25 protein-coding genes are annotated in these 26,063 nt (G+C 65.7%); 5 read left to right on the top strand and 20 right to left on the bottom strand.

Translation table 11 applies throughout. The annotated features are described in order from the left end of the window. Nucleotide 1: 1 nt before the first annotated feature. Nucleotides 2–286, bottom strand: a complete 285-nt coding sequence (paaB, locus tag U858_RS0126790; RefSeq protein ID WP_025140200.1) for a 1,2-phenylacetyl-CoA epoxidase subunit PaaB — start codon at nucleotides 284–286, stop codon at nucleotides 2–4. A gap of 86 nt (nucleotides 287–372) precedes the next feature. After that, a complete protein-coding gene (gene paaA / locus U858_RS0126785) occupies nucleotides 373–1,362 on the bottom strand; it encodes a 1,2-phenylacetyl-CoA epoxidase subunit PaaA (protein WP_025140199.1) in 990 nt (329 codons plus the stop codon). Between the two features lie 172 nt (nucleotides 1,363–1,534). On the opposite strand from paaA, the gene paaX reads away from it, so the two are divergent. Continuing rightward, nucleotides 1,535–2,470 carry a phenylacetic acid degradation operon negative regulatory protein PaaX gene (gene paaX, locus U858_RS0126780; RefSeq protein ID WP_025140198.1) on the top strand — a complete coding sequence of 312 codons (936 nt, stop codon included), beginning with the start codon at nucleotides 1,535–1,537 and terminating at the stop codon, nucleotides 2,468–2,470. 24 nt (nucleotides 2,471–2,494) lie between these two features. Here the strand turns inward: paaX and U858_RS0126775 are convergent, their stop codons facing one another. Together U858_RS0126775 and orn are read right to left on the bottom strand one after the other, a co-directional pair. Beyond that, nucleotides 2,495–3,127 carry an NAD(P)H-hydrate epimerase gene (locus U858_RS0126775; RefSeq protein WP_025140197.1) on the bottom strand — a complete coding sequence of 211 codons (633 nt, stop codon included), beginning with the start codon at nucleotides 3,125–3,127 and terminating at the stop codon, nucleotides 2,495–2,497. Between the two features lie 5 nt (nucleotides 3,128–3,132). Then, nucleotides 3,133–3,678, bottom strand: coding sequence for an oligoribonuclease (orn, locus tag U858_RS0126770; RefSeq protein ID WP_025140196.1), 546 nt, complete (start codon nucleotides 3,676–3,678; stop codon nucleotides 3,133–3,135). 61 nt (nucleotides 3,679–3,739) lie between these two features. On the opposite strand from orn, the gene U858_RS0126765 reads away from it, so the two are divergent. Both U858_RS0126765 and rsgA read left to right on the top strand, forming a co-directional pair. Beyond that, nucleotides 3,740–4,990 (top strand): M48 family metallopeptidase, encoded by a 1,251-nt coding sequence (locus U858_RS0126765; protein ID WP_025140195.1) that lies wholly within the window; start codon nucleotides 3,740–3,742, stop codon nucleotides 4,988–4,990. Continuing rightward, nucleotides 4,987–5,949, top strand: coding sequence for a ribosome small subunit-dependent GTPase A (gene rsgA, locus U858_RS0126760; protein ID WP_025140194.1), 963 nt, complete (start codon nucleotides 4,987–4,989; stop codon nucleotides 5,947–5,949). Before U858_RS0126765 ends, rsgA begins: the two co-directional genes overlap by 4 nt. Nucleotides 5,950–5,952: 3 nt before the next feature. On the opposite strand, the gene U858_RS0126755 is transcribed toward rsgA, so the two are convergent. Together U858_RS0126755 and rplS are read right to left on the bottom strand one after the other, a co-directional pair. Further along, nucleotides 5,953–6,684 (bottom strand): CoA pyrophosphatase, encoded by a 732-nt coding sequence (locus U858_RS0126755; RefSeq protein WP_025140193.1) that lies wholly within the window; start codon nucleotides 6,682–6,684, stop codon nucleotides 5,953–5,955. 123 nt (nucleotides 6,685–6,807) lie between these two features. After that, entirely contained in the window at nucleotides 6,808–7,188 is a 381-nt protein-coding gene (gene rplS, locus U858_RS0126750) for a 50S ribosomal protein L19 (RefSeq protein WP_006218237.1), read from the bottom strand. Nucleotides 7,189–7,443: 255 nt separating this feature from the next. Here rplS and U858_RS0126745 point away from each other — a divergent pair, with 255 nt between their 5' ends. Next, nucleotides 7,444–8,316, top strand: coding sequence for a DMT family transporter (locus U858_RS0126745; protein ID WP_025140192.1), 873 nt, complete (start codon nucleotides 7,444–7,446; stop codon nucleotides 8,314–8,316). A 12-nt stretch (nucleotides 8,317–8,328) separates the two neighbouring features. On the opposite strand, the gene U858_RS0126740 is transcribed toward U858_RS0126745, so the two are convergent. Both U858_RS0126740 and U858_RS0126735 read right to left on the bottom strand, forming a co-directional pair. After that, nucleotides 8,329–8,793, bottom strand: coding sequence for a hypothetical protein (locus U858_RS0126740; protein WP_025140191.1), 465 nt, complete (start codon nucleotides 8,791–8,793; stop codon nucleotides 8,329–8,331). 111 nt (nucleotides 8,794–8,904) lie between these two features. Continuing rightward, complete coding sequence (locus U858_RS0126735) at nucleotides 8,905–10,275, bottom strand: PA0069 family radical SAM protein (protein ID WP_025140190.1); 1,371 nt, start codon at nucleotides 10,273–10,275, stop codon at nucleotides 8,905–8,907. Between U858_RS0126735 and U858_RS35765 the strand changes: the two genes are divergently transcribed. After that, nucleotides 10,274–10,519 (top strand): hypothetical protein, encoded by a 246-nt coding sequence (locus U858_RS35765; RefSeq protein WP_157838861.1) that lies wholly within the window; start codon nucleotides 10,274–10,276, stop codon nucleotides 10,517–10,519. The two genes, U858_RS0126735 and U858_RS35765, sit on opposite strands and share 2 nt — an antisense overlap. Here U858_RS35765 and U858_RS0126730 read toward each other — a convergent pair. The 12 genes from U858_RS0126730 to aspT (U858_RS0126675) form a co-directional block, all read right to left on the bottom strand. Continuing rightward, nucleotides 10,489–11,787, bottom strand: a complete 1,299-nt coding sequence (locus U858_RS0126730; protein ID WP_025140189.1) for a sulfate adenylyltransferase subunit 1 — start codon at nucleotides 11,785–11,787, stop codon at nucleotides 10,489–10,491. The two genes, U858_RS35765 and U858_RS0126730, sit on opposite strands and share 31 nt — an antisense overlap. 42 nt (nucleotides 11,788–11,829) lie before the next feature. Next, complete coding sequence (gene cysD, locus U858_RS0126725) at nucleotides 11,830–12,738, bottom strand: sulfate adenylyltransferase subunit CysD (protein ID WP_025140188.1); 909 nt, start codon at nucleotides 12,736–12,738, stop codon at nucleotides 11,830–11,832. 40 nt (nucleotides 12,739–12,778) lie between these two features. Next, nucleotides 12,779–13,537: a phosphoadenylyl-sulfate reductase gene (locus tag U858_RS0126720; RefSeq protein WP_025140187.1), complete on the bottom strand. Its 759-nt coding sequence runs from the start codon at nucleotides 13,535–13,537 to the stop codon at nucleotides 12,779–12,781. Further along, a complete protein-coding gene (locus U858_RS0126715; protein ID WP_025140186.1) occupies nucleotides 13,531–14,595 on the bottom strand; it encodes a sulfate/molybdate ABC transporter ATP-binding protein in 1,065 nt (354 codons plus the stop codon). The genes U858_RS0126720 and U858_RS0126715 overlap by 7 nt, the downstream gene beginning before the upstream one ends. A 25-nt stretch (nucleotides 14,596–14,620) precedes the next feature. Continuing rightward, entirely contained in the window at nucleotides 14,621–15,520 is a 900-nt protein-coding gene (cysW, locus tag U858_RS0126710) for a sulfate ABC transporter permease subunit CysW (protein WP_025140185.1), read from the bottom strand. Further along, on the bottom strand, nucleotides 15,517–16,407 hold the full coding sequence (gene cysT, locus U858_RS0126705; protein WP_025140184.1) for a sulfate ABC transporter permease subunit CysT: 891 nt from the start codon (nucleotides 16,405–16,407) through the stop codon (nucleotides 15,517–15,519). Before cysT ends, cysW begins: the two co-directional genes overlap by 4 nt. A 24-nt stretch (nucleotides 16,408–16,431) precedes the next feature. Beyond that, entirely contained in the window at nucleotides 16,432–17,460 is a 1,029-nt protein-coding gene (locus U858_RS0126700; protein WP_025140183.1) for a sulfate ABC transporter substrate-binding protein, read from the bottom strand. 235 nt (nucleotides 17,461–17,695) lie between these two features. Then, complete coding sequence (locus tag U858_RS0126695) at nucleotides 17,696–18,337, bottom strand: peroxiredoxin (RefSeq protein ID WP_025140182.1); 642 nt, start codon at nucleotides 18,335–18,337, stop codon at nucleotides 17,696–17,698. 153 nt (nucleotides 18,338–18,490) lie between these two features. After that, nucleotides 18,491–20,317, bottom strand: coding sequence for an acyl-CoA dehydrogenase (locus tag U858_RS0126690; RefSeq protein ID WP_025140181.1), 1,827 nt, complete (start codon nucleotides 20,315–20,317; stop codon nucleotides 18,491–18,493). A 209-nt stretch (nucleotides 20,318–20,526) separates the two neighbouring features. Beyond that, nucleotides 20,527–22,227 (bottom strand): aspartate-alanine antiporter, encoded by a 1,701-nt coding sequence (aspT, locus tag U858_RS0126685; RefSeq protein WP_025140180.1) that lies wholly within the window; start codon nucleotides 22,225–22,227, stop codon nucleotides 20,527–20,529. Between the two features lie 34 nt (nucleotides 22,228–22,261). Continuing rightward, nucleotides 22,262–24,082: a bifunctional aspartate transaminase/aspartate 4-decarboxylase gene (locus U858_RS0126680; RefSeq protein ID WP_025140179.1), complete on the bottom strand. Its 1,821-nt coding sequence runs from the start codon at nucleotides 24,080–24,082 to the stop codon at nucleotides 22,262–22,264. A 100-nt stretch (nucleotides 24,083–24,182) separates the two neighbouring features. After that, complete coding sequence (gene aspT, locus U858_RS0126675) at nucleotides 24,183–25,874, bottom strand: aspartate-alanine antiporter (RefSeq protein ID WP_025140178.1); 1,692 nt, start codon at nucleotides 25,872–25,874, stop codon at nucleotides 24,183–24,185. Between the last annotated feature and the right edge of the window lie 189 nt (nucleotides 25,875–26,063).

Genomic DNA, 26,063 nt, shown 5'->3' with positions numbered 1-26,063 from the left:
CTTACATGTGCTTGATTTCTTCGGGCATCGGGAAAAACGTCGGATGCCGGTAGACCTTGCTGTTGGCCGGCTCGAACAACGGGTCCTTGTCGCCGGGGCTGCTGGCCGAGATGTCGGCGGCACGCACGACCCAGATGCTCAGGCCTTCATTGCGGCGCGTGTAGACATCACGGGCGTGGTTGATCGCCATTTCCGCATCGGAGGCATGCAGGCTGCCCACGTGCTTGTGCGCCAGGCCGTGCTGGCTGCGGATGAACACTTCCCACAGAGGCCAGTCTTTGCTCATGATGGATATCCTCGAATGCCGGGCGCGCGGCGCCCGGGTATGAATAAGTGATGGAGTGGCAGTGCCGGGCCGGGGCCCGGCCAGGTTCAGGCAGCCTTGCGTTCGGCCTGCTTGTCGGCGTAGGCGACCAGCGCGTCGCGCACCCAGGCGCCGTCTTCGTGCGCCTTGACGCGCGCGGCCAGGCGCTCGCGGTTGCAGGGGCCGTGGCCCTTGAGCACCGCATAGAACTCGGACCAGTCGATTTCGCCGAAGTCGTAGTGGCCGCGTTCGGCGTTCCACTTCAGTTCGGGATCCGGCACGGTCAGGCCCAGGAATTCGGCCTGCGGCACGGTCTGGTCGACCATCTTCTGGCGCAGTTCGTCGTTGGAGAAGAGCTTGATCTTCCACGCCATCGACTGGGCGCTGTTGGGCGAGTCGGCATCAGAGGGGCCGAACATCATCAGCGCCGGCCACCACCAGCGGTTCAGGGAGTCCTGCACCATCGCCTTCTGTTCGGGCGTGCCGTGCAGGCACATCTGCATCAGCAGGTCGTAGCCCTGGCGCTGATGGAAGGACTCTTCCTTACAGACGCGCACCATGGCCCGCGCGTACGGGCCGTACGAACAGCGGCACAGCGGAATCTGGTTGATGATGGCCGAACCGTCGACCAGCCAGCCGATCATGCCGATGTCGGCCCAGCTGAGCGTGGGGTAATTGAAGATGCTGGAGTATTTGGCGCGGCCGGCATGCAGATCGTCGATCAGGTCGTCGCGCGACACGCCCAGGGTTTCGGCGGCGCTGTACAGGTACAGCCCGTGGCCGGCTTCGTCCTGCACCTTGGCCAGGAGGATGGCCTTGCGCTTGAGCGACGGCGCACGGGTGATCCAGTTGCCTTCGGGCAGCATGCCGACGATTTCAGAGTGCGCGTGCTGCGAGATCTGGCGCACCAGCGTCTTGCGGTAGGCCTCGGGCATCCAGTCCTTGGCCTCGATCCGCACGCCATCGTCGATGCGGCGCTGGAACGTCTGTTCCGGGCCTTCGAGCTGGTCCGCGGTCTTGACCTGCTTGACGCCGGTTTCGACGAGTTGAGCGTACATGGTTGTCTCCTTGAGACGGTTTGCGCAAACGCAAAGCAAACGTCGCGCAGTGCCGTCATGTCATAGGTGGATTATTTAATACAAAAAAACCATTGTCAAACCCAAATCTGTATCACATTGGATTTATGTATCATATCGAGGATCCCGATACCGGCCGTCCCCGGCCCCCCTTATGGCAAACCCTCAGTCGCCCCTGGACCGTTACCTGTCACGCCTGATCAAGAACGATCCGCCGCGGGCCAAATCCCTGTGCGTGAGCCTGCTGGGAGACGCCCTGACGCTGCATGGCGGCGCCATCTGGCTGGGCGACCTGATCGAGCTGCTGGCCCCCCTGGGGATCAACGAGCGCCTGCTGCGCACCAGCGTGTTCCGGCTGGTGGCGCAGAACTGGCTGCAATCCGAACGCCACGGCCGGCGCAGCCTCTACCTGATTTCCGAACACGGCGCGCGCCATACCGCGCACGCCTCGCAACGCATCTACGAGGGCGCGCCGCGCGACTGGAACGGGGAATGGACGCTGGTGGCCCTGCCGCGCACCGGCAACGGCCTGGCCGAGCGCGCCGAGCTGCGCCGTGAACTGGTCTGGGAAGGCTTCGGCATGATCGCGCCGGGCCTGTTCGCCCATCCGCACACCGAAGCGCGCGCCGCCCACGAAATCCTGGAAAAGCTGGGCATCCCCGACCGTGCCCTGGTGCTGTCGGCGCGGGACCTGGCCGGCGCGGGCGGCCTGCCCATCGCCAGCCTGGCCTCGCAATGCTGGAACCTGGACGATGTGGCCGAGCAATACCGGCAATTCATCAAGAATTTCGGTCCGCTGGAAAAATTGCTGGAAGACGCCCCGGCGCCCGCCGAGGCGTTCATCGCCCGGGTGCTGCTGCTGCACAGCTGGCGCCGCATCGTGCTGCACGACCCTCAATTGCCCACGCCCATGCTGCCGGACAACTGGCCGGGCCACGCGGCGCGTGAGTTGTGCGGGCGCATCTACTGGCGGGTCTTCGATGCCTCGGAAGCGCACCTGGACGCCCTGGCGGGCAAGGACAACGACCGCTATACGCCGTTGACGGCCGAAGGCGAGTCGCGCTTCGGCGGACGGCCGCCTGCCGCCTGACTGGCGCACCCAGGCAGCAACGGGTCAGTCCGTGGCCGCGGGCGGCGGCATCGCCACGCCCAGGTCATGCACATGGCATTCACCGGCCGCGTCGTGGCCCGCCCCCGGCGCCTCCAGCCCCCGCGCCATCGCAATGAAACTCAGCGTCCAGCGAGCGCGCACGGGGCGGCCCAGCGCCTGGCCGGTATCTGCGTCGATGCCGCTGGGCACGTCCAGCGCCAGCACCGGCGCGGCGCCGCTGTTGAGGCGGTCGATCAGGACCTGCCAGGGGGCTTCCAGGGGACGATTCAGGCCGATACCGAACAGGCCGTCGATGACAACAGCGTAACCGTCGAGGTCAGGCAGGGCGGCAAGCGAAGCGCCGCCCGCCTCATGCCAGCGCAGCCAGGCGCGGGAGGCATCGGGCGGCAATGCTTCGGACCCGGACGGCAGATAGAGGTCGACCGCGTAGCCAAGCGCCTTGAGCCGCGTGGCCGCGGTGAGCGCATCGCCGCCGTTGTTGCCCGGGCCGGCCACGGCCAGCACCCGGGCGGGCGGCGCAAACCGCGACGCGATGAAATCGGCTGCGGCGGCGCCCGCGATCGGCATCAGTTCCCGCCCCTGCGCCAAGGCCAGCCGTTCGGCCTGGCGTATCTGGGTAACGGGAAAGGACGCCATGGCGCTTACACCTTGAGGAAGTGCTCGCGGTAGTACTTGAGTTCGTCGATGGATTCGTAGATGTCGGCCAGCGCTTCGTGGCGGCTTTTCTTCTCGAAGCCCTTGTATACCGCGGGAGCCCAGCGACGCGCCAATTCCTTCAGCGTGCTGACGTCCAGGTTGCGGTAATGGAAGAACTGTTCCAGGCGCGGCATGTAAGCAAACATGAACCGGCGGTCCTGGCTGATGGTATTGCCGCACAGCGGCGATTTGCCCGCCGGCACGTGCTGCGCAAGAAACGCCAACAGCGTATCCTCTGCTTGCGATTCGGAAATCGTCGATGCGCGCACCTTGTCGATCAGGCCGCTCTTGCCGTGGGTGGACTTGTTCCAGTTGTCCATGGCGTCAAGCTGGCTGTCGGACTGGTGCACCACCAGCACGGGGCCTTCGGCGACCACGGTCAGGTCGGCCTCGGTCACCACCACGGCGACCTCGATGATGCGTTCTTTTTCAGGGTCCAGGCCGGTCATTTCCATGTCGAGCCAGACCAGGCGGTTTTCGTTCACAGCCATATAATTTGCCTATAAAACACGCGATTTTCGCACATACCTACTTGAGCCTGCCGCATTGCCCATGTTCACACTGCTGTTCGTTGCCTTCCTGCTGACCGATATCGCCGTGCGCATGTGGCTGGCCACCCGGCAGATCCGCCACGTGGCCCGCAACCGCGACCAGGTACCGCCCGAATTCTCGCATCGTATCGGCCTGGCCAGCCACCAGCGGGCGGCCGACTACACGGTGGCGCGCGTCAAGCTGGGCATGCTCGAACGCACCTACGACGCCATCCTGCTGGTGTGCCTGACGCTGATGGGCGGATTGCAGGCGATCGATCTGCTGGTAGGCCAGCTTACCAGCAATGATTTCCTGCGCCAGATGCTGTTGCTGGTCGCCGTGGCGCTGCTGCTCGGCCTGCTGGGCCTGCCCTTCACGTTGTGGCGGCAGTTCAAGCTCGAAGCCCGTTTCGGCTTTAACCGCATGACGCCCGAACTGTTCCTGTCCGACGCCTTCAAGGGCCTGCTGGTCGCCGCCGCGCTGGGCCTGCCGCTGGCCGCCGCGGTGCTCTGGCTGATGGGTAGCGCCGGCCAATACTGGTGGGTCTGGGCCTGGGCGCTCTGGACCGCCTTCAACCTTGCACTGCTGATCATCTACCCGATGTTCATCGCGCCGCTGTTCAATAAGTTCACGCCGCTGTCCGACCCCGAACTGGCCGGACGCATCCAGCGCCTGGCGCAGCGCTGCGGCTTTGCGCTGAACGGCCTGTTCGTCATGGACGGCTCACGCCGCTCGGCGCATGGCAATGCCTACTTCACCGGCTTTGGCCGCTCGCGCCGCATCGTGTTCTTCGACACTTTGCTGGCCCGCCTGAACGCCGACGAAATCGAAGCCGTGCTGGCCCACGAACTGGGCCATTTCGCCAAGCGCCACATCATCAAGCGCATCCTGTTCAGCTTTGCCGCCGCACTGGGCTTTTTCGCCATCCTGGGCTGGGTCGCGCAGCAACCGTGGTTCTACGAAGGGCTGGGCGTGCTGCCGCAATTGGGCGGGCGCAACGATGCCATGGCGCTGTTGCTGTTCTTTTTGGCCATCCCGGTCTTCACCTTCATCTTCACGCCGCTGGCCAGCTGGTATTCGCGCCGCGACGAATTCGAAGCCGACCGCTACGCGGCCGAACAAAGCTCGCCCGACCGCCTGGTATCCGCCCTGGTCAAGCTCTACGACGACAACGCCGCCACCCTGACACCCGATCCCGTGCACTCTGCCTTCTACGATAGCCATCCCCCCGCCGCCGTGCGCATCCGCCACCTGATGGCGCCCGCGGCATGAGTCTGTCCGACCGCTCCAAGGCCACCTTCGCCAACGCGCCGCAAGACAGCGCGCCTGCCAATGCCGCCAACGAAGGCCGCATCATCGCGGCCCACGGCCGCCACTACACGGTAGAACTGGCCGACGGCAGCCTGCGCAAGTGCTTCCCGCGGGGCAAGAAGGCCGGCGCGGCCGTCGGCGACCGGGTCCGCATCACGCCCCAGGGCCAGGACGAAGGCGCCATCGACGCCATCCTGCCGCGGCGCAACCTGCTGTACCGGTCAGACGAAATGCGCTCCAAGCAGTTTGCGTCCAATGTCGACCAGCTGCTGATCGTCGTCGCGGTGCAGCCCACGTTCTCCGACGACCTGACCGGCCGGGCGCTGGCCGGCGCCTGGAGCGCCGGCATCGCGCCGCTGATCATCCTGAACAAGACCGACCTCGTCGACGCCCTGCCCGCCGCCCGCGCGCGGCTGGCGCCCATCGCCGCGCTGGGCGTGGACATCGTCGAACTGAGCGCGCTGGAACCCGAAAAGGTGCATACCGTGCTGGCCCCGCGCCTGGCGGGCCGCACCAACCTGCTGCTGGGGCAAAGCGGCATGGGCAAGTCCACGCTGCTGAACGCCCTGATCCCCGACGCCCTGGCGGCCACGCGCGAACACTCCACGGCGCTGGACATGGGCAAGCACACCACCACCAGCACCCGCCTGTATCACCTGCCGGCGCCCGGTGGCGACCTGATCGATTCGCCCGGGTTCCAGGCCTTTGGGCTGCAGCACCTGACCCGCGAAGACATCATCCGCGGCTTTCCCGAATTCACCCTGCCGATCGAGTCCTGCCGCTTCTACAACTGCACCCACCGCCATGAGCCGGGCTGCGGCGTGGTTGCGGCATTGCAAGCGGGCAAGATCGACCCGGCCCGCTACGCGCTGTATCAGCGCATCCTGGAGGAAAACCTGGCGGGCCAGCAGCGGTACTAGGAATCAGCGCGGCTGAAAGCCGTTGCGCAGCAGGTGGTATAGGTTGCGCAGCATGCCGGCCGTGGCGCCCCAGATGAAGTGCCGGCCGTAGGGCATGCCGTAGTAGTGGCGTACCCGGCCATCGTCCAGCCGCGCCTCGTACAGGCGGTGGTTGGACGGGTCCATCAGGAACGACAGCGGCACTTCGAACACCTCGGCCACCTCGAACGCGTCGGGCGCCAGCTGGAAGCCGGGCGTGACCAGCGACACCACCGGAATGATCGAAAAACCCGTGGCCGTCAGATAGGGCGGCATGCTGCCCAGCACCTCGACGTGATTGGCCGGCAAGCCGGTTTCTTCCTGCGCCTCGCGCAGCGCCGCGGCAATCGGCGTGGCATCGCTGGTTTCGATGCGGCCACCGGGAAAGCTGACCTGCCCCGCATGGTCGTGCAGATGCGCGGCGCGCTGGGTCAGCATGATGTGCACGCCATCGGTGCGCGTCACCAGTGGAATCAGCACGGCTGCCGGCACCGGCACGCCTTCGCGGCCGGGATAGCGCAGATCGTTGTCGCGCGACAGTTCCAGCGTCCAGGTGGACGGCTGGCTGAGCGTGCCGCGCAGCAAGTCGGGCGTCAGCAGATTGGCGGGCACCGCCGGCAGGGAATCGTTGGCGACAACCCATGGCTGCGACGCCGGATCGAATCCGGGACGCGCCAGCGGCCGCCTGGGCCGAGCAGAAGACGAGGAATCAGACATTCGGCTTTTCAAAAAGAAAAAGGCACCCTCGCAGGTGCCTTTTTAACCCGGAAACCCGTGCCGAACGAAAACGCTGGATGGCGTGTGCGTCCGACACTGGTAGGGCCGTGTGCCGATAAGCGATCAAGCCGCCGAGGCTTGCTTGCTGACCAGCTTTTCCTTGATACGTGCCGACTTGCCCGAGCGGTTGCGCAGGTAGTACAGCTTGGCGCGGCGCACGTCGCCGCGGCGCTTGACTTCGATGCCGGCGATTTGCGGCGAGTACAGCTGGAACGTACGTTCCACGGCTTCACCCGACGAAATCTTGCGCACGGTGAACGCGGAGTTCAGGCCGCGGTTGCGCTTGGCGATCACGACGCCTTCGAAGGCCTGCACGCGCTTGCGGGTGCCTTCAACGACGTTCACGCTCACGATGACGGTGTCACCGGGAGCAAATTCAGGCTTGGCTTGGCCGCCGGTCAGGCGGGCAATCTCTTCCTGTTCCAGGATAGCGATAAGGTTCATGAGAACTCCTAGATCATCGTGCCTTGCGGACTAAAAACGCTTTGCCAGTCAATGTCGTTTTAGTGTTGATCGGGTCGTTGGAATCCTGTTGGAACCCATTGACCATGTACCGCAAGCAGAGGATGAGATTTGGCAAACCGATGATTCTACACCAAAATTTGCCCGGAGCGTCAGGTAACATGGCGGCCTGCCCACCGCTTTGCGGTACCCTAGCAGTTCCTGTAACAAACACGTCACAAGACGCTGTCTTTCCCCATGTCGTATTCGTCCCTGATATTGGTCGTCCTGGCGGCGATGGCCCACGCCACGTGGAATCTCCTCGCCAAGCGCGCGGCCATGGTGGGCGCTCCCTTCGTGTTTGCCTACGGGCTGTGCGCCTCGGTGCTGTATGCCCCCTGGGTGATCTGGGTGCTGCTGCACGACGGCATGACATGGACCTGGCCCGTGGTGGCGGCGATCCTGACGTCCAGCCTGTTGCACCTGGGCTACAGCCTGTGCCTGCAACGCGGCTACCAGGTGGCGGACCTGTCGGTGGTGTACCCCATTGCCCGGGGTACCGGCCCCCTGCTCTCGACCACCGGCGCCTTTCTGCTGCTGCGAGAACCCGCCACCGGCACCGGCATTGCCGGCATGCTGTGCGTGGTGATCGGGGTGCTGCTGATTGCCACCCAGGGACGGCTGTCGATTTTCCGCAACGCCCAGGCGTGGGTGGGCGTGCGCTGGGGCATGGTGATCGGCCTGTTCATCGCCGCCTACACCGTGGTGGACGCCTACGGCGTGAAGGTACTGTTGATCAGCCCGGTGCTGTTCGACTGGTTCACCTGCGTGACCCGCACCACCATGATGACGCCCCACATGCTGCGCCGACGCACCCAGGCCTGGGAATCCATGCGCGGCCACTGGCACCTGGCGCTGGCGGTAGGCCTGCTGTCGCCGCTGGGGTACATCCTGGTGCTGTATGCCTTGCGCAACGGCGCGCCGCTCAGCCTCGTGGCCCCCGCTCGGGAAATGTCGATGATGCTCGGCACCCTGGCCGGCATGTTCCTCTTGCGCGAGAAAGTGGGCCCGGGCCGGCTGGCCGGTTGCCTGGCGATTCTGGCCGGCGTGGTGCTACTGGGGTCGACCTGACCCCGGCGGGGATCAGAATCCGCCGGCCGCGCCCAACCACATCAGCGCGGGGATCATGGCGCCCCACGCCAGCACCAGCACCACATCCACCACCATGCTCTTGACGCTGACCTGATCGGATACGGGTTCGACCGTGGCGTTGCCCAGGCTGCGCTCGCGCGGGCCGCGCACGACGTTGCCGGCAGCGGGCGCCGTCACCTCGGCCGCGGCCGGCGGAAACGGCCATTTGCCCGGCAAGGTGCCGGAGCGGCTGCCCTTGCCGGTATCGGCCGCGGCCGTCCCGGCCGACGCGACGCCGCCCGCCCCCAACGTCAGGTCCATCGCCCGCCCCCGCGCCTCGGGCGCTGCCGTCCAGGGCATGGCCAGTTCGCTGAAACGGGTGCCGAACGTGCGGACACGTTGCACGGCGCGGCGCAGCGGGGTCAGCGATACGGCGGCAAGATCGTCCGGCAGGACGGAGAGTTGAGCGGTGTTCATAGGAACTCCTTGGTAGCGCGGTAAAAACGACAGTCAGAATCGACGGGCAACAACAACGGACTCGGGCGAACAAGGTCGGGCGAACGACAAGGGCCGTCCGGCGCCATGGCGTCAGTCAAACAAGGACAACTGCCCGGCAGCCACGGCGCGCCATTGGCGTTCGCCGCGCCCGAAGGTGCCGACCGCCGGTGAGCGGCTGGGCGTGGCACCGGACGGGGTGCCGGAAAAAGGGACCCCTGAAGACGCTTTCGCGCCAACCGGGGATAGGGAAACGGGGGCCGCCTCTGCGGCCGTTGCAAACAAGGCGCCGGCGCCACCGGCCGCCAAGGGCGGCTGGAAACGGTCGGCATCCAGCGCCAGGCGATGGCGATTCAGGCCCAGCTTGCGCGTGGCCACCGCGAACCGCTGGCGCAGCAGGTCGGCCCAGATGCCGGTGCCACGCATGCGCGAGCCGAAGTTGGGATCGTTGCGGCGGCCATTACGCAGGTCTTCGATGCGATGCAGCACGCGCTGGGCGCGATCCGGGTAGTGGGCGTTGAGCCAGTCTTCGAACAGGGTTTTGACTTCCCAGGGCAACCGGATGACGGTGTAGCTGGCATAGTGCGCGCCGGCCGCCTTGGATTCCTGCAGGATGTGTTCCATGGCGTCGTCGTTGATGAACGGGATCACGGGTGCCACCAGCACCCCTACAGGCACCCCGGCGGCCGTGAGGTTGCGCACGGCCTCCAGGCGGCGCCAGGGCGCGGCGGCGCGCGGTTCCAGCGTGCGGGCCATGCCAGCATCCAGCGTGGTGATGCTCATGTAGACCACCACCAGCTTCTGCTCGGCCAGCGCGGCCAGGAGATCCAGGTCGCGGGCGACCAGGGCGTTCTTGGTGACGATGGTGACCGGGTGCCGGGTTTCCAGCATCAGTTCGAGCATGCCGCGCGTCAGGCGCCAGTCGCGTTCGATGGGCTGGTAGGCGTCGGTGGCCGACCCGATATTGATGGGCGACGGCTTGTAGCCCGGGCGGCTGATTTCGGCCCGCAACGCCTCTACCGCATTGGCCTTGGCGACCAGGCGGGTTTCGAAGTCCAGCCCGGGGGAATAGCCCAGGTAGGAATGCGTGGGCCGGGCGTAGCAGTAGACGCAGCCGTGTTCGCATCCCCGGTACGGGTTGACCGCCACATCGAAGGGAATGTCGGGCGAATCGTTGCGCGACAGGATCTTGCGGGCTTCTTCGGCCGTGACGGTCGTCTTGGGGGCCGCGGGCGCCAGTCGGGCGTCGGGCAGGATGGGAATGACTTTGGGGGAAATATCGGGGACAGCATCGACGAAATCAGCCGGGAGACCCGAAGCGGACCAGCCGTCGTCGACCTGCACGCGGTCATCGCGCTGAAAGCGATGCCGAACATTAGTAACCGCACCCCGACCGCGCAAGGCGGCGGGGGCGGCAGCCGGGGACCCAGAACCGGCGGGAAAAGAATGATCGGTGCGTGCCATGAAAACTACTGTACAAAAACACAGTGGTTTTGACAAGCACCAAAAGCCTTTTCGTAAGACAGCCCCACTTTACCGCAAGACGAAGACGCCGTCCGGACAATTCGATTTCATCTTGCGATATCACCCGGAAACCCGCACCAGCATTGGGTTTGGAATAAAAACAACACCCCTTTTCGGGGCTGCAGGGGTGTTGTTTCCCGGCCCGCTTGCGGTTTACCGAAGCATGCCCGCCGCCGCCGTCTGATGCGTGGCCTCGTCGATCAAAATGAAGGCGCCAGTGGCCGCGACATCGTCGTACCGATCGACCGCCAACGCTTCGCGCGTGGTGAACGTGACGCGGCCGATGTCGTTCATGCGCAGCGTGCCTTCCGTGTTCTGCACTTCCTGCAGCTCGTGGATATCACGATGCGACAGCACCGCGCGGATCTTCGCCGACGTCAGTCGCGTGCCGTGCTTGAGCAAGTACTTGCGCGCCGGGTTCAGCGGTTGCGCGTCAAGCCAGCACAGCTCGGCTTCGAACTCGCGCGCGACTTGCGCTTGCGCGGCTGCGTGCACGATCACATCGCCGCGCGACACGTCGACATCGCGATCCAGCACCAGCGTGACCGAATCGCCCGCCACCGCTTCATCCAGCACGCGGTCGAACACGCGCACTTCGCGCACGCGCGCCGACACGCCCGACGGCTGCACCGTGACCTCGTCACCCGGGCGCAGCACGCCGCTGGCGATGCGGCCGGCATAGCCGCGGAAGTCTTCCTTGCGATCACCGTCGTGGCGCGCCACCCATTGCACCGGAAAGCGTAGCGGGCCGCTGCGGCCATCGCCGGACAGGTCCAGCGATTCCAGCAGCGTCAGCAGCGGCTGCCCCGTGTACCAGGGCGTCTTGTCCGACAGCGTCACCACGTTGTCGCCGTTCAGCGCCGACAGCGGCAGCGCGTCGAAGTGCGCGATGCCCAGCTTGCCCGCCAGGTCGGCATAGGCGTCGCGGATGCGTTCGAACACCGCGCGGTCCCAGTCCACCAGGTCCATCTTGTTGACCGCCACCACGATGTGGCGGATACCGAGCAGGCGAGCGATGGTGCTGTGACGCTTGGTCTGCGGCAAGAGCTTGCCATCGGCAGCGCGGGTGGCGTCGATCAGGATCACGGCCACGTCCGCGGTGGACGCGCCGGTCACCATGTTGCGCGTGTACTGCTCGTGGCCCGGCGCGTCGGCGATGATGAACTTGCGCGCCGGTGTTGAAAAGTAGCGGTACGCCACGTCGATCGTGATGCCCTGCTCGCGCTCGGCCTCCAGGCCGTCGGTCAGCAGCGAGAAGTCGATGCCGCCTTCGGCCACGCGCTTGTACTTGGCGCGCGAGATCGCATCCAGCTGGTCGGCGAACACGCCTTTGCTGTCATACAGCAGGCGGCCGATCAGCGTCGATTTGCCGTCGTCGACCGAACCGGCCGTGATCAGGCGCAGCACGCCCGTGCCTGCGCCCGAAAGAAAAGAATCGTTTACTGCATTCATGTGCGTCCCCTGTGGCCGGCGCTGCGCCGGCCGCTCGTGCAATCAGAAATAGCCTTCTTTCTTGCGGCGCTCCATCGAGGCCTCGGAAGTCTGGTCGTCCATGCGCGTGGCGCCGCGCTCGGTGATGTCGGTCACGGCCGTCTCGGCGATGATGGCGGCGGTGTCGGCGGCGTCGGACGCCACCGGGCAGGTGCACGAGATATCGCCCACCGTGCGAAAGCGCACCGGCAGGCGCTCGACCGTCTCGCCGTCCTGCGGCGGCGTCAGGCGCGTGACCGGCACCAGCAGCCCCTTGCGCCGGACCACCTCGCGCTCGTGGCTGAAATAGATCGGCGGCAGCGCCAGCTGCTCGCGCTGGATGTACTGCCAGACGTCCAGCTCCGTCCAGTTCGAGATCGGGAACACCCGCATGTTCTCGCCGCGGTGCACCCGCGTGTTGAACAGGTTCCACAGTTCCGGACGCTGGGCCTTGGGATCCCATTGGCCGAACTCGTCGCGGAACGAGAAGATGCGTTCCTTGGCGCGCGCCTTTTCCTCGTCGCGGCGGGCGCCGCCGATGCAGGCGTCAAAGCCGAATTCCTCGATGGCTTCCAGCAGCGTCACGGCCTGGGCGGCGTTGCGCGAATCGGTTTCGCGGCGCAGCACCACGCTGCCGCGCTTGATCGAATCTTCGACGCTGCGCACGATCAGGGTCTCGCCCAGCTCGGCGGCGCGGGCATCGCGAAAGGCGATGACCTCGTCGAAGTTGTGGCCGGTGTCGATGTGCATCAACGGAAACGGAAAGCGCCCGGGGCGGAAAGCCTTCTCGGCCAGGCGCAGCAGCACCACCGAGTCCTTGCCGCCCGAGAACAGCAGCACGGGCTTTTCGCTTTCCGCGGCCACCTCGCGCATGATGAATATGGCTTCCGATTCCAGCCAGTCCAGGTGGCTGCGTTGGATCACTGCGGACATAGGTATTCCCCTAAAACAGATTTCTGATGAGCGGCGGGCGTCACGTGCGCGCCGGCACGACGCTGACGACGCGGTTGCCAGCGTGCAGGCCGCATTCCTTGGAATCGGACGATTCCCACCACCACCGCCCCGCCCTCAGGTCTTCGCCTGGACGGATCGCGCGGGTACAGGGTTCGCAGCCAATGGACGGGTAGCCCTGGTCGTGCAGCGGGTTGTACGGAATGCCCAAGGCGCGGATGGCGCCCCAGACGTCCGCCTCGCTCCAGTCGGCCAGCGGGTTGAATTTGTAGAGGCCGAAGGTCTGGTCGTCTTCTTCCAGGTGCAGTTCGCCGCGCGTCGTCGACTGCGCTCGCCGCTGGCCCGTGATCCAGGCGCCCCGCCCGGCCAGCGCGCGCTTGAGCGGTTCGACCTTGCGGATCTGGCAACAGGTTTTGCGCAGGTCCACGCTTTCATAGAACGCAAAGGCGCCGTGTTCGGCCACGTGGCGCTCGACCGCCTCGGCGACCGGCCGGTACACGGTGATGTCACGGCCATAGCGCTCGCGCACGGCGTCCAGCACGCCCAGCGTTTCCGCGTGGAGCCGGCCGGTATCCAGCGTGAAGACCTCCAGGTCCAGCCCGGCGTCATAGATGGCATGCGTCAGCACCATGTCCTCAGCCGCCAGCGACGAGGCCAGCGCGGCGTCGGGATAGCGCTGGCGAATGTCCGCCAGCCTGGTGATCAGTTCGGCCCAGCGCGCCGCGAGCGCCGGCTCGGCATCCCGTGCGGCCTGCGGGGCCAGTTCAGTTGCCGTCATGATTGCACCGCGAAAATGCGCGCCCGGCGCGGACGCGCCAGCAGGGTTTCACCGTCCTGCAGCCCCAGTTCCCGGTACAGGTGCTCGGGCACTTCGGCTTCGAGGATGGCGTCGGAATCCTGGCGAGTCAGTTCCAGGTACGCGCTGGGGCCGGCCAGGTAGGCATGGGCCAGGCGCACCGGGATGCCGTCGCCGCCCGCGCGATAGCGCTCGATATCGAATTCGTGCGGCCGCACGTAGGCGGTGGCGCGCTGGTTTTCGGCCTGCGCCAGTTCGGGCGCCGGCAGCGACAGGCCCGCGCCTTCCCAGACGCCGCGGCTGGCCACGCCTTGCAACTGGTTCACGTCTCCCAGGAAGCCGTAGACGAACGGCGTGGCCGGGCCTTCCCAGACTTCGCGCGGCGTGCCCACCTGTTCGATCTTGCCGGCGTTCATCAGCACCACCCGGTCGGCCACTTCCAGCGCTTCTTCCTGGTCATGCGTGACGAACACGCTGGCCACGTTCAGTTCATCGTGCAGCCGGCGCAGCCAGCGGCGCAGTTCCTTGCGCACCTTGGCGTCCAGCGCGCCGAACGGCTCGTCCAGCAGCAGCACGCGCGGCTCGACCGCCAAGGCGCGCGCCAGGGCAATGCGCTGGCGCTGGCCGCCCGACAGCTGGGCCGGATAGCGGTCCGCCAGCCAATCCAGCTGCACCAACCCCAGCAGGTCGTGCACCTTGCGCTGGATCTGGTCTTCCGACGGCCGCTGCGAGCGGTGCTTGACCCGCAGCCCGAAGGCCACGTTCTCGAACACGGTCATGTGCTTGAACAGCGCGTAATGCTGGAACACGAATCCCACCTGGCGCTGGCGTACGTCCACCGACGTGGCGTCTTCACCGGCGAACAGCACGCTGCCGCTGTCGGCCGCTTCCAGCCCCGCGATGATGCGCAGCAACGTGGTCTTGCCACAGCCCGAAGGCCCCAGCAGCGCCACCAGCTCGCCGGTCTCGATGTGCAGGGATACGTCGTTGAGCGCCCGGAACTGGCCGAAACGCTTGGATAGGTTGCGAACTTCGATGCTCATGCTTGTCTCCGTCTGGCCGGCCGCGTCAGGCGGCGGCCGGCTTGATGGCCGTCACGGGCCCGGGATATTCGACCGGCAGTTCCGCCGCCCGCAGATAGCGCGCGTTGCGCCACTCGACCACGTTCTTGGCCACCAGCGTCACCAGCGCCAGGAGCGCCAACAGCGAGGCCACCGCGAACGCCGCCGAGTACTGGTATTCGTTGTAGAGAATCTCGACATGCAGGGTCATGGTATTGGTCAGGCCGCGGATCTGGCCGGACACGACCGACACCGCGCCGAACTCGCCCATGGCGCGCGCATTGCAGAGAATCGCGCCGTACAACAGGCCCCACTTGATATTGGGCAGCGTCACGCGCCAGAAGATCTGCCAGCCGCTGGCGCCCAGCGTCAGCGCGGCCTGCTCTTCTTCGCTGCCCTGCGCCTGCATCAGCGGAATCAGCTCGCGCGCGACGAACGGAAAGGTCACGAACAGCGTGGCCAGGATGATGCCGGGCACGGCGTAGACGATCTTGATGTCGTTGTCCTGCAGCCAGCCGCCGAACCAGCCCTGGGTGCCGAACAGCAGCACGAACACCAGCCCCGCCACCACCGGCGACACCGAAAACGGCAGGTCGATCAGGGTGATCAGGAACTGCTTGCCGCGGAACTGGAATTTGGTGATGGCCCAGGCCGCGGCCACGCCAAACACCAGGTTCACCGGCAGCGCAATGGCCGCCACCAGCAACGTCAGCTTGATGGCCGACCAGGCATCGGGCTCGACGATGGCGTCCAGATACAGCTGCCAGCCCTTGCGGAACGCCTCGATGAACACGGCGGCCAGCGGTACCAGCAGAAACAGCGTCAGAAAGCCCAACGCCAGGAACAGCAGCACGCCGCGCACCCAGCGCGGCTCGGTCAGGTGGGCCGGACGGTCTATAGCGCTCATGCCTGTCTCCCCAAGCCGCGACGGGCTTGCCAGCCCTGCAGCAGATTGATGACCAGCAGCAGCACGAAGGACAACGCCAGCATCACGGTCGCGATCGCTGCGGCGCCGGCATAGTCGAACTGCTCCAGCTTGGCGATGATCAGAAGCGGCGTGATCTCGGACACCATCGGCATGTTGCCGGCGATGAACACCACCGATCCGTACTCGCCCACCGCACGGGCAAACGCCAGCGCGAACCCGGTCATCAGCGCGGGCAGGATCGTGGGCAGCAGCACGCGGCGGATGGTCTGCCAGCGGTCGGCGCCCAGGCTGGCCGCGGCCTCTTCGATCTCGCGTTCGACGTCTTCCAGCACCGGCTGCACCGTGCGCACCACGAACGGCACGCCGATGAAGATCAGCGCAATCACGATACCCAGCGGCGTGAACGCCACTTTCAGACCGAACCACTCGGCCAGCGGTGCGCCCAGCCAGCCTTTTTCGGAATACAGCGCCGTCAGCGCAATGCCGGCCACCGCGGTGGGCAAGGCGAACGGCAGGTCGACCAGGGCGTCCAGGATCTTCTTGCCGGGAAAGCGATAACGCACCAGCACCCAGGCCACGATGGTGCCGAACACCAGGTTCACCACCGCCGCCAGCAGCGACGCGCCGAAGGTCAGCTGATACGACGCCACCACGCGCGGCGCCGTCACCGCATCCCAGAAGCCCTGCCAACCGAGCGAAGCGCTCTTGATGGGCAGTGCCGCCAGGGGGATCAGCACGAGCACGCTCAGGTAGAGCACCGCGTAGCCCATGGAAATGCCGAAACCGGGCAGCACGCCCGGGCTGTTGCGCCGAACGGCAAAAGGCGCCTGCGCGCCCTTTGCCGTCGGAATCGAGGCTGAAGTCATGGCCGTCGTCCGCTGGTTGTCCGCTTATTTCTTCTGCGGCTGGTAGATCTGGTCAAACGTGCCGCCGTCGCTGAAGTGATCCTTCTGCGCCTTGCGCCAGCCGCCGAAGATCTTGTCGTCGATCGTCACCAGCTTGACCTTCGGGAATTTGCTTTCGTACTTGGCGGCCACGGTCTTGTCGATCGGGCGGTAGTAGTTCTTGGCGATGATTTCCTGCGCGGCGGGCGTGTACAGGAATTCAAGATAGGCTTGCGCGGCGGCGCGGGTGCCCTTCTTGTCGACGATCTTGTCGACGATGGCCACGGGCGGCTCGGCCAGGATGGACAGCGACGGCACCACGATGTCGAACTTGTCCGGACCCAGTTCCTCGAGCGCCAGGAAGGCCTCGTTTTCCCAGGCCAGCAGCACGTCGCCCACGCCGCGCTCGACGAAGGTGGTGGTGGCGCCACGGGCGCCGGTATCCAGCACCGGCACGTGCTTGAGCAGGTCGCCGACGTAGGCACGCGCCTTCTCTTCGCTGCCGCCGTTCTTTTCCAGCGCGTAGGCCCAGGCCGCCAGGTAGTTCCAGCGCGCGCCGCCCGAGGTCTTCGGGTTGGGCGTGATCACCTGCACGCCGTCCTTGATGAGGTCGTCCCAGTCCTTGATCTGCTTGGGGTTGCCCTTGCGCACCAGGAACACGATGGTCGAGGTGTACGGCGAGCTGTTCTGCGGCAGGCGCGCCTGCCAGTTCTCGGGCACCAGGCCGCGGTCGGCGATGGCGTCGATGTCGTAGGCCAGCGCCAGCGTCACCACGTCGGCTTCCAGCCCGTCGATGACCGAACGCGCCTGGCGGCCCGAACCGCCGTGCGACTGGCGAATCGTCAGATCGACGTTGGCCTTTTCCTTGTATTGCTTGATGAAGGCGTCATCGATGGCGCGGTACAGCTCGCGCGTCGGATCGTAGGACACGTTCAACAGGGTCTGCTTCTGCTGCGCCTGGGCCGGCGCGATCGCGGCAAAGGACACCGTCACTGCGGCCAAGGCGGCCAACCAACCCGCTTTCCTGAAAGACATTCCTTGCTCCCTTCCCGTGTTTGGCAATGTGGAAGCAAGTTTGCCGGGGGCCTGTTCTGAACGGAACGAATCATTCTTTGATTGCTCATCGCTCCCAGGCATATAGCGCGGCGGTGCGCGGCGTCCCCAGAATGCAAAAAAGCCGCGCTTTCCCAGGGGAAAACGCGGCGCTACGGGCATTGCCCGCCGAAATCGGGTAAGGCGGCGCGGGCCGCCTTGCGCACGATTTTCTTATTTACTTATTCGGTTGCGGCGTAATGCGCAGGTACGGGCGCACGGCCTTGTAGCCCTTGGGGAATTTCTGCTTGATCACGGCTTCGTCCTGCAGGGACGGAACGATGATCACGTCGTCGCCGTCTTCCCAGTTGACCGGCGTGGCCACGCTGTGGCTGTCGGTCAGCTGCAGCGAATCGATGACGCGCAGGATCTCGTTGAAGTTGCGGCCGGTGCTGGCCGGGTACGTGATGGTCAGGCGAACCTTCTTGTTCGGATCGATGATGAACACCGAGCGCACCGTCAGGGTGGCGTTGGCGTTCGGGTGGATCATGTCGTACAGCTCGGACACCTTGCGGTCCTTGTCGGCCAGGATCGGGAAATTGACCTTGGTGGACTGCGTGTCGTTGATGTCTTCGATCCACTTGCTGTGCGAATCGGCGCCGTCCACGGACAGGGCCAGTACTTTCACGTTGCGCTTGGCGAATTCATCGGCCAGCTTGGCGGTGTAGCCCAGCTCGGTCGTGCAGACCGGCGTGAAGTCGGCCGGATGCGAGAAAAGGACACCCCAGCTATTGCCCAGATACTCATGGAAGCGGATCGGGCCGGCCGAGGATTCCTGTTCGAAATCGGGGGCGGTATCGCCCAGGCGTAGATGACTCATGGTGTCTCCTGCGTGCGCATTCAGGTTTACGGAACCGGCGGGTCTCCAGGCCCGGGACCCACCGGGTAATCGTTTCAGTGGCGGCAAGGGCCGCCCCGGAAATCGATTCTTCCATCAAACCTGTTGCGGGGGAAATACGCAAGGCATATAACCTTATGCAATATTCGCAGCGGCCCCGCACGCGTCCGCGACCACCCCGGCACGCACCGCGGCGGACAGCGCCAAGGCGCGCGGCAGGATGTGCGCCGCATAGAACAATCCGGTGGCCAGCTTCTCGCGATGGAACGGATCGGACGAGCCCCCGGCCAGGCGCCGGCGGCATGCCAGCACCGCGCGCGCCATCTGCCAGCCGCCATGCACCACGCCGGCCAGCATCAGGTAAGGCACGCTGCTGGAATAGACCGCGCGGATGTTCGCGGCCGATTGCTCAAGTATGAATTCCACGCCGGCCTCATACGCCTGAATCGCGCTGTCCAGGTTGTCGCGCAGCAAGCGCAGGCCATCGCGCTCGGCGCCCGAAGCGCGCGAGGATTCGGCCTCGACCGCCCGCAGCGTTTCGCGCATGGCCGCAATGGCGGCGTAGGCCGTGGCGCCCGCGTCGCGTTGCGTCTTGCGGCTGACCAGGTCGTTGGCCTGGATCGCCGTCGTGCCTTCATAGATGGGCAGGATGCGGGCATCGCGGTAATACTGCGCCGCCCCGGTCTCTTCGATGTACCCCATGCCGCCGTGCACCTGGATGCCCAACGACGCCACCTCGACGGCGGACTCGGTCGAAAAGCCCTTCACGATGGGCACCATGTATTCGTAGAACGCCCGGTTGCGGGCGCGCTGCTCGGGATCGGGATGGTGCGTGCCCTTGTCGTGCGCCGCCGCCGTCACGTAGGACACGGCCCGCGCCGCCTCGGTCAGCGCCTTCATGGTCAGCAGCATGCGCTGCACGTCCGGATGGCGCGCGATGGCCACCGGCGCCGCCGAGCCTTCCACCGCGCGCCCCTGCACCCGCTCGCGTGCATAGGCCAGCGCGTGCTGGTAGGCGCGTTCGGACACGCCGATGCCCTGCTGCCCCACCGAATAGCGGGCGGCGTTCATCATGATGAACATGTATTCCAGCCCGCGGTTCAGCTCGCCCACCAGGTAGCCCACCGCGCCCTCGCCGGCCTCGCCCTTGCCCGAGCCGTACAGCAGCACCGCGGTGGGGCTGCCGTGGATGCCCAGCTTGTGTTCCAGCGACGCGCACCAGACGTCGTTGCGCGCGCCCAGGCTGCCGTCGGCGCCGACCAGGAACTTGGGCACGATGAACAGCGAAATGCCCTTCACCCCCGGCGGAGCGTCCGGCGTGCGCGCCAGCACCAGGTGGATGATGTTCTCGGCCAGGTCATGTTCGCCGTAGGTAATGAAGATCTTCTGGCCCGACAGCCGGTAGCTGCCGTCTTCCTGGCGCACGGCGCGCGTGGCCACCTGCGCCAGGTCCGAACCGGCCTGCGGCTCGGTCAGGTTCATGGTGCCCGTCCACTTGCCGCCGATCAAATTGGGGACGAACTTCTTGCGCTGCTCGTCGGACCCCACCGTCAGGATGGCCTCGATCACGCCGTCCGTCAGCATCGGACACAACGAGAACGCCAGGCTGGCCGCCTGGATGTTTTCGCCCGGCGCGGCCGCCACCAGCTTGGGCAAGCCCTGCCCGCCCCAGGCCTGCGGATGCTGCAGGCCCTGCCACCCCCCGGCGGCATAGTCCTTGAAGCCCTGCGCGTAGCCCGGCGTCGCCGTCACGTGCCCATCGTTCCAGACGGGCGGCCGGGTGTCGCCCGGCACGTTCAGCGGCGCAATCGCCTGCTCGACGAAGCGGCCGTTTTCTTCCAGGATGGCGTCCACCAGGTCGGGCGTCACCTCTTCGAAGCCGGGCAGCTTCAGGACGTCGTCCAGGCCGGCCAGTTCTTTCAGCGCAAAGCGGAAATCCTGCAACGGGGTAAGGTAGGGCATCGTGTCTCCATGAGCCTGTCGTCCGTGACGGCGGACGCGGCGGTATGCGGGGGGGCGCCGCCTTCGGTGACACGCGTGGCGCGGGTCGATGGACGGTCTCGGTGGTTTCCCTAACCGATCTTAAACCCTCAACCGCGGTTTGCGGGCGCGCCGCTCGCAAAGTCGCCGCGACAACCGCGCCGCATCACCGGCGCCGCACGGCGGCCTGCTCAGCTCAGGTGATACGCCAGCGACACGATAATCGGCCCCAGCACCGGCAGCAACACGTTGGCGATGGCGTAGGTGACGGTATAGCCCAGCAGCGGCACGGCGCTGCCGCTCGCCCCCAGGATCGCGCTGATGGCCGGCGTGCTGACGTGCTGGCCGGCGATGGCCCCCACCAGCAGCGGCCCTTCTATCTTGAGCAGCTTGTGGCCGACCCACAGCGACAGGCAGGCCGGCCCCAGGGACACCAGCAGCCCGATCAAAGGCAGCACGGCGCCATGCTCGCGGATCAGCGACACCGCTTCGGGCCCGGCCGACAGGCCGACGCAGGCGACGAACACCGCCAGCCCCAGGTCCTTGAGCAACTGCACCGCGTGGTCGGGCATATGGCCCAGCGCGGGCCGCTTGGCATTGATCCAGCCGCACACCAGGCCGCTGACCAGGGCGCCGCCACCGCTGCCCAGAGAAACCGGAATGCCCCACAGGCGCGCGCTCAGGCTGCCTATCAGCAACCCGGCCAGGATGCCGAACGCCAGGAACACCAGGTCGGTCACGCCGCTGCGACGCAGCTCGTTGCCCAGCGCCGCCCCGGCCTCGGACAGTTCCGGTTCGGTGCCCACCAGCGTCACCAGGTCGCCGTACTGCACCACCGTGGCGGGCGTGACCGGCAGCATATGCCCGGACCGCTGGATCGATTGCAGGAACACGCCGCGGGCCCGCTTGGCCCCCGGCCGCTGGGCCAGCTCGCCCACCGTATGGCCGTTGACCGCCTTCTTGCTGACGATGACCGCCAGTTCGCTCAGTTGCAGGTCGTCGGCATGCGCTTCCGGCAGCTGGATTTCCGGCCCGATCACCGAGCCGGCCCGCAATGCGAAGCGGCGCAGGCCCAGCACGACCACGATATCGCCGGTCGCCAACGTATCTTCGGGTGCGGGTTCGACCGCCTCGCCATTGCGCAGGATGCGGCTGATGGCCGTGCGTCCGCCCAAAGCCGCCTCGACCTCGGCCACCGTCTTGCCGTCGGCATCCTTGACCACGTGCGAACGGCCCACCAGACGCGGCAGCGTCGGCAAATTGCTGTCTTCGCTTTCGCCCGAGGCCACGCCCAGCTTTTCCTCCAGCGCCTTCGAGGCGTCGCGCAGGTTGATGCGCAGCAGGGCCGGCGCCACCTGGCTGGTAAAGAAGACGATGCTGATCAGCCCCACCAGATACGTCAGCGTGTAGGCCGTGGCGATATTGGCTTCCATGCGCTGCACGTCGGCATCGGGCAGACCCAGGTGCTTGAGCGCTTCGGCGGCGGTACCCACCACCGCCGATTCGGTTGCTGCACCGGCCGCCAGGCCGGCCGCGGTGCCCGCGTCCAACCCGAACAGCGGCACGGCCGCCAGCACGATGGTCAGCACCAGCAAGGCTTCGATCACCGGCAACACGATGTAGCGCAGGCTGGACCGGTTCAGGTTGGCAAAGAACTGCGGCCCGCCTGAATAGCCCATGGCGAAGATGAACAGGGCGAACGCGACCTCTTTCAGGTCGCCGCGCATCTGGCAGCCGGTCTGGCCGATCAACAGGGCGACGATCAGCGTGCCGCACACGCCGCCCAATTGAATCGGTCCGACCTTGAGCTTGCCGATCAGGTATCCCAACCCCACCGTCAAGAACAGCACCGCGATGGGAACGCTATTGAAAAACCCGACTGAGCACGTCATAAGGTCATGTCGCCCTGGTGGTTGCTGCTAGGGGCTACTTGCCCGCCGTGGCCTTCTTGGCGGAACGTTCCGCCTTGGCGGCCTGCTTCACCGCTTTTTTCACGGCCTTCTTGGCGGCGCCCTTGTCGCCGGCCTTGCGCTTGGCCGCCGATGCCTTGACCGTCTGGCCCTTGCCCGCGGTGGGGCCCGAACGCACCAGTTGGCCGGCCTTCCAGGCTTCGACGTATTCCGTGGCAGCCTCGACCATGTGCTTGCCGATCTTGGAATAGTCGCCATCGTCCAGGTTGGCCAGCGAGATGCGGATGGACCAAGGCGGGCCGCCGAAGCCGCCGCCGTCCATCAGCACCACGCCCGACCTCTCGGCCAGGCGGAACAGGAAGTCCACCGGTTCGTAGTTCGTCGTCATGTACTTGCAGAAGGCATCGCCGTAGGTGTTCTTGGCCCACACCATGAAGTCCAGCTCGACGTAGTACCAGCCGCGCATGGGATCTTCCGGCGGCAGCGGCGCCCCCAGGCCGCGCCACAGCGCATCGCGGCGCGCTCGCACGATCTGCATTGTCAGGTGCTTGTACGCATCCTTCAGGTCCAGCAGGTGCGACAAGGCGAAAAAGCCCATCTGCACCTGCTGCGGCAGCGACAGGCCGGCGGTGTGGTTCAGGGCCACGTTGCGGCTGTCGGCCACCATCCGGTCGATGAACTTAAGCTTTTCCGGCTCCATCGTCATGGCGCCATAGCGCTTGTTCAGGCGCTGCTTCCACGACGCAGGCAATTCGGCGATGCGGCGATCCATCGTGTTCTTTTCGTGGGTCGCGATCACGCCCAGGCGCCAGCCCGTGCAGCCGAAGTTCTTCGAGAACGAATAGACGCAGATGGTGTTGTGCGGCACCTCGGCCATCAGCGAACGGAAGTTCGGTACGAAGGTGCCGTACACGTCGTCGGTCACCAGCACCAGGTCCGGATTCTTGCGGATCAGGCCCACGATCTGCTTCATCTCTACCGGGCTGAAGGCCACCGACGGCGGATTGCTGGGGTTCACCGTCACCGCCAGCTTGATCTTCGGGTTCTCCAGCTTGGCGATCTCGGTCGCCGGATAGTGCCAGTCATGGGTGCCGTCGGCGCGCACGCTGCTGGCATTGATGGCCACGATCTTGAACTGGAAGCGCTCCAGGTGCGCGATTTCGATATACGGCGTGAAGGTCGGCAGGAACAGCGCGATGGTGTCGCCCTGCTTGAGCAGGCCGTTCTGCATCAGCGAGTCGAAGATGTAGCACATGGCCGCCGTGCCGCCTTCGACCGGGAACAGGTCGAACTTGCCCTTGGGCGGCTGGCCGTCGCACATTTCCTTGATCAGGTAGTCGTGCACCACCTGTTCCAGATGCACCAGCGCGCGCGGCGGCACCGGGTAGTTGTCGCCGATGATGCTGTCGGTCAGCTCATGGATCCATTCGTCCGGCACGAAGCTCTTGATCTTGACGCCATACTCCAGCACCCCGGCCAGGAAGTCCGCCCCTGCGGCGCCCTTGTTCTTGGACAGGAACTTGCGCAGCCGGTCGGCGCAGCCCTTCTTGGGCGGCATGCCCGCCAGGATCACGTCATCGCGTACCCGGCGCGCTTCCTTCATGGCGAACTGGCCCAGCAGGAAGAACGCGTCGCGCGGTTCGGTGGCGATCCAGTTGGGGTTGCCGCGACCGGCGTTCAGCATGGTCAGCGCGGCGGTCTGCTGGCTGTCCTTGGCCAGGGTGATCAGGTAATCCTTCAGCTCGAACGGCGACAGTTGTTCCAGGTCGCGCTGGCGGGAACGGGTGGTTTTCAGGGCCGAGGCCAGGCTGACGGTGAGAGGCGCGGTGGAAGCCATTATTCAGTACTCCTGGTTTGCGATTTGACAGGCGCTTGCCGGGGATTTCCCCCGTATCCGCTTGATGCCCCGCTCGCGCTGCGCGAGCGGGGATTTGCCGCTAGGTCATCAACATGACGATGACGATGCCCCAAATGATGAGCAAGGTGTTGCCGATGGCATAAGGCACGGTGTAGCCCAACGCGGGCACCTGGCTCTTGGCGGTCTCGGTGATCTGCCCGATGGCCGCCGTGGTGGTGCGGGCGCCGGCGCAGACACCCAGCACGATGGCGGGGTGAAACTTGAACACGTAGCGGGCGATATACACCCCCAGGATCATCGGTATGCTGGTGGCGATGATGCCGGCGATGAACAGCTTGGCGCCCAATTGCTGGAAGCCCAGCACAAAGCCCGGCCCGGAACTGATGCCGACCACCGCCACGAAGGCCGTCAGGCCGACGGATGTCAGGAACCAATGCACGGGTTCCGGCACCCGCCCGAACGTCGGATGCACCGACCGCAAGTAGCCGAAGATCAGGCCGGCGATCAGCGAGCCGCCCGAGGTCGACAGGGTGATGGGAATGCCGCTCACGGTCAGCACCAGCGTGCCGAACAGGCCCCCCAGCAAGATGCCGAAGCCCACGAACACCATGTCGGTCTGCTCGGTGGGACGGTCCACGTAGCCGACCTTGCCGACCACCCGTTCCACGTCGCGCTTGGCGCCCAGGATGAACAGGTGATCGCCGCGGTCCAGCTTCAGCCCCCAGTTGACCGGCATTTCGTGCCCGCCGCGCACCACTTTGCGCAGGAACACGCCCCGGCCCAGCTGACGGACCGACTCCAGCTCGGAAATCTCCTTGACGGTCTTGCCGGCCAGATTCTTGTTGGTCAGCACCACCTCGATGATTTCGGCGGGCAGGTTGAGCAGGTCTCGGTCCTCGACTTCGGTGCCGATGATGCCGGCCGCCTGCAGCACCAGCGCATCGTGCCGGCCGGTCACGCCCAGCACGTCACCGGCCTGCAGCACGGTGGTGGAATCGTTGTCGATGATCTGGTCGCCGCGGCGGATGCGTTCGACGAACACGCGCGCCTCGACAAAGTGCGATTCCAATTCGCCGACGGTCTTGCCCACGTATTCCAGGTGCTCGAGCTTGTAGGCGCGGGCCGTGAACTTGCGATAGCCGGACAGTTCCATCGAGTCGGAAGCGCCGGACATCTTGGCCTCGTACTCCTTGCACTCTTTGACGATGTCCACCCGCATCAGCTTGGGTCCCAGCGATGCCAGCAGCCAGGCGCTGCCGACCGTGCCGAAGATGTAGCAGACGGCATAGGCCACCGGAATGCTGTCGATCCATTTCTTCTTGGTCGCCGCATCGATGCCCAGGCCGTTGATCGTGTCGGTTGCCACGCCCATCACGGCTGAAATCGTCTGCGCGCCGGCCAGCAGGCCCGCACCGGTACCCGCGTCAAAACCAAAGCCCACGGCGGTCGCCCAGGTGACCAGCAGGCAGATGACGCAGATGACGACGGCGAAGATGACCTGCGGCAGGCCATCGCTTTTCATGCCACGGAAGAATTGCGGTCCGACGCCATAACCCAGGCCGAACAGGAACAACAGGAAAAAGACTTGCTTGACGATAGGGGCGATGGTGATGTCGAGCTGGCCGACCAGCACGCCGACCAGCAAGGTGCCGGTCACCGCCCCCAGGTTGAATCCGAATATTTTCTTGGCCCCTATCCAATACCCCAGACCCAGGGTGAGGAAGATTGCAAGCTCCGGATATTTTCGCAGAGTGTCAAAGAACCATTCCATCCCGAATCTCCTTCGTTATGTATAGGCCAAGCACTTGCGCGAATCTAGCTGCGCGCGGAACACATTATCAGAATCTTTCCAAAGATCAAAAGTTTTAGTGGGTCGATATCAAATAGTTTCGATTGTCAGCCGGCCATGAAAAAACCCGCGGACATAATGTTCGCGGGTTTTGGGTACCACTGGATTATC

The organism is Achromobacter sp. DH1f, assembly GCF_000633435.1.
In the GTDB taxonomy this organism is placed as follows: domain Bacteria; phylum Pseudomonadota; class Gammaproteobacteria; order Burkholderiales; family Burkholderiaceae_B; genus Achromobacter; species Achromobacter deleyi.
Note: the sequence above shows the minus strand (reverse complement) of the source record. Positions and strands in the feature narration are given on the sequence as shown.